General features: G+C 50.6%; 4 protein-coding genes and 1 pseudogene. 2 read left to right on the top strand and 3 right to left on the bottom strand.

Annotated elements, in window-relative coordinates:
- Window positions 1–1912, top strand: a 1912-nt coding sequence (locus ACUVQO_RS21640) for a chloride channel protein (protein WP_445927893.1), incomplete at its 5' end; no start/stop codon positions are given.
- 560 nt (window positions 1913–2472) lie between these two features.
- Here ACUVQO_RS21640 and ACUVQO_RS21635 read toward each other — a convergent pair.
- A complete protein-coding gene (locus ACUVQO_RS21635; protein ID WP_445927892.1) occupies window positions 2473–2865 on the bottom strand; it encodes an AbrB family transcriptional regulator in 393 nt (130 codons plus the stop codon).
- A gap of 537 nt (window positions 2866–3402) precedes the next feature.
- On the opposite strand from ACUVQO_RS21635, the gene ACUVQO_RS21630 reads away from it, so the two are divergent.
- Complete coding sequence (locus tag ACUVQO_RS21630) at window positions 3403–6057, top strand: chloride channel protein (protein ID WP_445927891.1); 2655 nt, start codon at window positions 3403–3405, stop codon at window positions 6055–6057.
- A gap of 4 nt (window positions 6058–6061) precedes the next feature.
- Here the strand turns inward: ACUVQO_RS21630 and ACUVQO_RS21625 are convergent, their stop codons facing one another.
- Window positions 6062–7120, bottom strand: a complete 1059-nt coding sequence (locus ACUVQO_RS21625) for a PstS family phosphate ABC transporter substrate-binding protein (RefSeq protein WP_445927890.1) — start codon at window positions 7118–7120, stop codon at window positions 6062–6064.
- Between the two features lie 12 nt (window positions 7121–7132).
- Window positions 7133–7499, bottom strand: a pseudogene (locus tag ACUVQO_RS21620) (serine/threonine protein kinase); the annotation flags it as partial.

Below are 7499 nucleotides of genomic sequence, written 5' to 3'. Positions count from 1 at the left end.
ATTTTTGTATTATTTCTTAATGAAAAACTCCCTGTCTCCCTTGACTTCCCCACCTCCCGCCTCTGACTCCACTGGCTCGGCCACCACTCATTCACCCGCTTGGTTCCAACCCTCTCCAGAAACAATCGTGCTGCTGCTGGCCTTTGTGATTGGCGGGGGTACGGGGTTGGCTGTGGTCAGCTTTCGCTATCTAATTGAGAAGGTCCACAGTTTGCTGCTAGAAGACCTGATGAGCGTGATCAGCGCCTGGGGATTCTGGGTATTAGCCTGTATCCCCTGTATTGGGGGATTAATTGTTGGTCTGATGCGATCGCGGTGGAAAGATTTCGGTCTGCCTTTGTCTGCTTTGACTGCCGAATCCCAAACCTCCCATCGCGTTTCCCCCCTTAAGGCAACAGTCAAGACGATCGCGGCCTCCGTCTCGTTAGGGTCGGGAGCCTCCTTAGGTCCGGAAGGTCCTAGTGTGGAAATAGGAGCCAATATTGGGATGGTGCTGGGGCAAATCCTCAAAGTTTCGCGGGAGCGGCAACGGTTATTATTGGGAGCCGGAGCCGCAGCAGGTCTGGCAGCAGGGTTTAATGCGCCGATCGCAGGGGTCTTCTTTGCCCTGGAAGTGGTATTGGGGACTACGTTTGCAACTTCTGCGGTAAGTGTCGTCCTGCTTTCTGCAGTAGTAGCAGCACTCATTTCCCAAATTGGTCTGGGTGGACAACCTGCCTTTACCCTGCCTAGCTATGAAGTCCGTAGCCCGTTTGAACTACCTCTTTACCTGGGTTTGGGATTGTTTGCCAGCCTGGTATCTATTGCTTACACGCAGACCATCAAACTGGCTCAACAGTTTTTTCAGGGTCAGCTCAAGGGCTTGACCTGGATGGGAAAAATCCCCCTGCTGCTGCGTCCGGCTCTGGGCGGCATACTTGTGGGCATAGTTGCTTTACAATTTCCTCAAGTTCTGGGAATCGGCTACGAAACGATCGAAGCGATGTTGCGGGATGTGCACTTTTCCCTACCCCTGCTGCTTTCCTTATTAGTAGTCAAGCTAGTAATGACGGCTGTAAGTTTAGGCAGCGGTTTTGTGGGTGGGCTATTTGCTCCTGCCATGTTTCTAGGAGCTTCTTTGGGGGCTGCATATGGTAATGCTCTGTCGCTCCTGCCCTTCCTGCCGTTTCCGGTTACCAATATTGCTGCCCCTCCAGCCTACGCTATGGTGGGTATGGCAGCCGTCCTAGCCGCCAGTGTGCGTGCTCCCCTAACTGCGATCTTGTTGCTATTTGAGCTAACTCGCGATTATCGCATCATTTTGCCGCTGATGGCTGCCGTGGGTTTGAGTGTCTGGCTGATTGAACGCTTAAAGCCGATCGTGCATCAAATGCCCAGCGTGCAACCAACGGATCTCAAGGCAGGACCCGATCAAGACACCGAATTACTCAGTCATCTGCTGGTTTCCCAAGCAATGCACCAGAATTTTCTGACTCTGAATCAGGGATTGTCGATCGTGGAAGGGGGGCTAGCACTGGCTGAAAATCAGGCTCACAGTGCTTTAGTTGTAGACGATCACAACCGACTAACGGGAATCGTTACGCTGCAAGACATTAACCGGGCATTATTGACCTGGGAACAAAGCGGATCTTTTTTGCAGAAGAAAAATGCTTCGGCCAGTCCAATTTACCAAACCTTAAGCAAGATTTGTACCAAAGAAGTTATGGTAGCCTACAAAGATGAATCCTTAGCCGAGGCTCAACTGCGAATGGCTGCGAGAGGATTGCGGCAGTTACCCGTTGTGGAACGGGGGGATACAACCCACATTTTGGGATTGCTAGAACAGGAAAAGATTGCTGTAGCTTACAGTTTGGCTGTAACCCAAGCGGCCTTACAACCCTACCTGACTGAGTGGTGCAGAAAACTTTTTTGAGTCTCATGATGGATAACCTGAACGACCAAAACAGCGCCTGAAACCCCTTGCCCTCGTTCGTTCGCCCGATAAAACTCAAGATCGCTGTCTCGGTGAGAATCATTTATAGGGGTTTCAGGAGTTTTCTGCACCACCAAGCCCTACCTTCTGCCTTCACCCGTTGCTGAAACGGTGCCTCTATCGATTCTGCAGCAGTCTGCTTAGAAGATGCTTCAAAGGCCTGTCTCTTTGTCACCCTGGTGACTGAACGCGGCCATAGAGAGAAAACCTGCCGACGCAGGTTACTGAAAGCCTTGATTGTATTGAGCCTGCCTCGGCAGACTGGGTGAGTGTAGTCGCGGTTTTAACCGCCAGAGACTTTTCCAACGCTCTCTTAGTCAAGAGCAAAACCTTAGCCGATCAAGCAGGTGAAGAAACAAACAATCATCGCTTGCGAGTAGTCCAAACGCTCGTAAACATCATGAGCATTCCCCCCAAAAAAATTGCGATCGCCAATCCAGCGGGGAATACACTCATCCAATCAATTGATTCCATGTCATTATTATCCTGATAAAAGATATTTATTCATCATCGTCATCGTTCTGTTCAATTTGCTTCAAATGAATATGTTTTCGTCCTAGGGAGATCTCAAACTCATCCCCTGGCTTCAAATCCATTTGTTTGGTATAGGCTGCTCCAATTAGGAGATTGCCATTAGATTGAACACTAATTCGATAACTGGCGCTCCGACCTCCTCGACCATTCTGGCCACTCTTGCTATCTAATTCAATACCCTCCGCATCGATGAGAGCATTGAGAAATTTCATCATATTGACTCGTTCTACACCGTTTTTAGTCAAAGTGTAGTAACCACATTCTCGCGCTTTTTGTTCCTTGCTAAGATGCTCTAGCTCTCTTACTCTTTTGAGCAGAGCTTCTCCTGTCAAAGGCTCAATTTTCTTCTTTTTATTCATCAATCTGCTTTAAGAAATGTCATTAAGGCGGTGAGTTGCTGATGCTTGCTGTTTCTTCAAACTGGCCACATAAACATTATCATAAACTCAATTGGATGACTTTAAGCGTATCTACCCAATCATACTACACTCATCATCGATACTTGGATAAAAAATCTTTTGAATAGTTCTCAAAGGGACAAGAATTACTACCTTCTCAAGTAATAAGAAGAGCATTAATGCAAATGCTGTCTCATCCAACCTGGCTACGATTTGCCTCTGTTATTTTACTGGTTGTTCCCTTCGGCAGCGAAACGCTTTATGGTCTTCCTGGATGGTTTTATCAGGGTTTGCTATTTCACTTCCTCCAGTTAAAATTGCCAACATCGAGGACGCTGATAGTATCAGTTAATAGATTTCAATCAATAACAGTATCTTTGTAAACCCGCAATCTTTGGTTCTAGCGTTTTAGATAGATTAAATACTCAATGAAGAAGATTGCCGAAGCTTCCCATCTGTTCGCTGCTACTGATATCGTTGTCTTTAGCCATCTATTTCATGCTACTTTCATTTTCTTTGAATGCCTTTCGTCAGTTACTGAAGCCAAAGCGATTGGCGATTCTTGAAGCGGTGCTCATTGGTTTGGTCGCAGCAGCGGCAGCAGTGCTGTTGAAGCAGGGTGTTTACTGGCTAGGAAGTTGGCGAGTTAAGGAGTCCTTATTGTTACCCGCCTGGGTGTTACTGCCAACTGTTGGGCTCGTAGGGGGTATGCTGGCTGGCCTCTTGATTGAGCGTTTTGCGCCAGAAGCGGATGGCAGTGGTGTGCTCCAGGTGAAAGCGGCTTTAGCCTATGTACCAATCACGCTCAATTGGCGGGTCGCGATCGTCAAATTGCTCAGTACTACACTAACCCTCAGTTCTGGAGTTGTTTTAGGGCGGCAGGGGCCAACTGTTCATATTGGTGCGGCACTGGCTGCTCAATTGAGCCGATGGGTGCCATCCTCACCCGATCATCAACGGCAATTGATTGCGGCTGGAGCCGCGGCAGGATTGGCGGCAGGATTTGATGCTCCGATCGCTGGAGTCCTGTTTGTGATCGAGGAATTACTCCATGATGTCTCCAGTCTCACTCTGGGAACGGCAATTTTGGCCTCTTTTATCGGTGGCGTGGTGTCGCGGGTGGTGGCTGGCCCTAACTTGAATTTGGGCAGTCCTGGGACTCTCAACCAGTCCAGTTTTTCGCCCCAGGACATTCCGTTTCTGCTGCTCCTGGGGGTCTTAACAGGTTTATTTGCAGCAGCATTTAATCACAGCATCGTAGCCAGTCTGAAATTTAATCGTCGGCATCTGAAACTGAGCCTACCCCAAAAAATCGGGCTGGCCGGCCTGATTTCTGGGGGAATGATCGCCCTGTTACCTCCTGTCTTCCGAGATACCACGACGCTGCAAGGTTTTTTGACGAAGGGCACAGCCGATTGGCGAATTACGGCTGGAGCTTTTGTGGTGCAGTTTGTGCTGTCGATCGTCGCTTGTAGTGCCCAGGCACCGGGGGGACTGTTTATTCCCAGCCTGGTATTAGGAGCCGCATTGGGTCAACTGGTGGGATTAGTCGCCGCCTACCTGATGGGAGGAGAACCCATTGTTTATGCACTCACGGGTATGGGAGCCTTTTTTGGGGCCGTAGCCAAGGTGCCGATCACAGCGATCGTGATTATCTTTGAAATTACACTTAACTACGGCCTGATTCTGCCCTTGATGATTAGTGCAGTCACCGCCTATTTAACTGCAGAGCGCTTAGCTCCTGGCTCCCTGTATACTCGCCTATTGGAGTTAAAGGGAATTCATCTAGAGCCAGATGCAATTAACGAGGGGTTGTGGACAAAGCTGACTGCTGCCGAGGTTATGCAAACCCATGTGGAAACCCTGGATAGCCGGATGACCCTTGATGAGGCGGTTGCGGCCTTTTCTCAGTCTCATCATCGGGGCTTCCCTGTTGTGGATGATGGCAAGTTGGTGGGCATTGTCACCCAAACAGATCTGGATAAACTCACGCAACGGCAATTACCGGGAACAGCCCTGTTGCGCGAAATTATGACTCCTCAACCACTGACCGTTGGCCCCGGTGATACCCTCAGTCGAGTGCTGTATCTTTTATCTCACTACAAGCTATCCCGATTGCCCGTGGTAGAACGGCGGAAGTTAATTGGCATTATCACTCGGAGTGACATTTTGCGGGTGGAGTCGGACAAATTGCAGGGAGGCTCGGAACGACTCGGCCCCCAACCGGAACCGTCTTACGTGGTCTACCAGACTCAATCGCCCGCTACGGGGCAGGGCCGTCTCTTACTTCCCCTCAGCAATCCACAAACAGCAGATGGTTTATTGAAATTAGCCCTGGCGATCGCTCGCGACCAGCACTATGAACTGGAATGCTTGCAAATTATTCCCGTTCCCCGTCATAACTCGCCTGCCGAAACTCCAGTGAATACAACGGCCAGTCGGCGATTGTTAAAGCGAGCCGCACAGCAGGGCAAAGATTGGCAGGTGCCAGTTCACACCCAGATTCGGGCTACCCACAGCATAGCCGCGGCCATCCTGGAAACGGTCAAAGAACGTCACATTGATCTCCTCCTGATGGGCTGGAAAGGGTCTACCTCAACGCCAGGACGGATCTTTGGCGATACGGTGGACACAGCAATTCGACAAGCCAATTGCGATGTCATGCTGGTAAAGCTTGGAGAGAACTTGCTGCATGGGTACCGGGAGATTCAGGGGAAATCTCAACCTACTGTACAGACTTTACTGCAACTGACTCAACTAGAACGCTGGCTGGTACCAATCGGAGGTGGCCCGAATGCCCATTACGCGATGAAACTACTACCAGGACTAGTCTCCCTCAGCCGCAAGCCCGTCATTCGTCTCTGCCACGTTTATCATCCCAAAGACACTAACTATCGCCCCGATCTATTAGAGCAGGAGGCAGAGTTCCTCAGACAGCAGGATCACCACAAAGCCGAAGTGATGGTGTTGTCGGTATGTGCGAATTCAGTCGTGGATGCGGTAGTGGACATGGCGCAAAAAGATCAGTGCGATGTGATTGTGCTGGGCGCCAGTCGGGAAGGATTACTCCAACAGGCAATCCAGGGCAACATTCCAGAGGCGATCGCCCGCAACTGTGATTGCACCGTGATTCTCGTACGCCATGCAGAATGACCTGTTACCGTACCGGAACGAACCTAGCTTTGGCTATCAACTTCTGACCCTGGGCTGAGAGCAGCAGGTTAGCGTAGGCTTCCCCAGCCTGCTCTTCAGGCTGTCCATTTTGCTTTACTACCACAAATAAGCTGCGGGTCAGGGGATATTTCCCAGTTTGAAAGGCGGCTGTATTTAACTGGTTGCGTTGAGCAGGACATTGATCTGCAGGCACCAGCGCACCTTGGTAGGGAGCAACCAGCTCATTAGCAGTGCGGCCTATGGCAATGGGTTTAATTGTGCATTGCTCCACTACTTCAGGGGCAGAAGCAAAGTAAATGCCTCCCGGACTAGCCGCCAGCTTACGGAGGGCTTCAGTGGTTGTGGGAACGAGTTGCACATTTGGCCCAAACGGTTTCTGCTGAAGAATTTGTTCACTGAACAGTTCTACCGTGCCCCCAGCCGTAATCGGGCGCGTCAGTGGTTGAATGGGCAGATTGGGGCCACCCAGCGATCGCCAGTTGGTTATTTGCCCCGTATAGATCGCGCCCAGTTGTTCCAGAGTCAATCCCGGAATATTCAACCCCGGATTGACTGCTACCGCCAGCCCATCGATCGCCACTGGAATTTGCTTCAGCTTCATTCCCCGTTGTTCAGCCTGCTGGTACTCCTGATCCGTCAATGGACGCGAAGATTGGGCAAAAGCTAATTCATCCCGCATTAACATCCGAATCCCAGCCGCAGAACCTGGCGGCCCACTGACTGGATCCACATAGCGCAACCGAAAGTTCGGCCAGGCTTTCTCGATGACCGGATCCACCTGTCCCCGGATCGGTGCCCAGGTGGTGCTGCCACCATAGCTAAACAATCCCTCTGGCACATTTTGCACCTGGCTAAACTCCTTGGCTCCAGGCGGCAACTGGTTTACAGAGTTGGGACTGGAAGACGGAGCAGAATTGGATGAGAAAATTGCACCAGGATTGATGCCCACCTTTTGTGTCAGCCACCAGGCTCCCCCTCCCAGCAGTCCTGCTGTGATTAAAAAGGCCAGGAACAGGGCAGGGGTTTCACTTTTCTGAGACATAGAACTGCTAATTCATACAATGCGGGACAGGAGTAAATAAATCAGACGAAACACGATCGTCACCAGGATGGCGGCCAGTCCCAGGAAAGTGGCGATCACAACCACAGTCAGTAGAGAGCTACCAGCAATCGGGATGGCAATAATTTGGCGCAGGGGAGCAACCAGCAGCACCAGAGCCAGACCCGCACCAGCAATGATTAATAAATCGACGCGCTCAATGATCCGGCGAGATTGCAGTACGGCTAATGCCAACAGTAGTAATAGCCAGAAGCCGCCACTGATCAGAGTTGTTCCCAACAAGCTGGCCAAAGCAATTCCTGAAATCCCCCCGATAAATCCAGTAAATCCAGCATTTGCCAGAAGTTCCAGGGTAGAAAAG

It is taken from the genome of Leptodesmis sp. (assembly GCF_052746595.1).
Note: the sequence above shows the minus strand (reverse complement) of the source record. Positions and strands in the feature narration are given on the sequence as shown.

Excerpts from the sequence above, each read along its gene's own strand:
- ACUVQO_RS21635 (WP_445927892.1), bottom strand. The coding sequence starts at position 2,865 with ATGAATAAAAAGAAGAAAATTGAGCCTTTGACAGGAGAAGCTCTGCTC.
- ACUVQO_RS21630 (WP_445927891.1), top strand. The coding sequence starts at position 3,403 with ATGCTACTTTCATTTTCTTTGAATGCCTTTCGTCAGTTACTGAAGCCA.
- ACUVQO_RS21625 (WP_445927890.1), bottom strand. The coding sequence starts at position 7,120 with ATGTCTCAGAAAAGTGAAACCCCTGCCCTGTTCCTGGCCTTTTTAATC.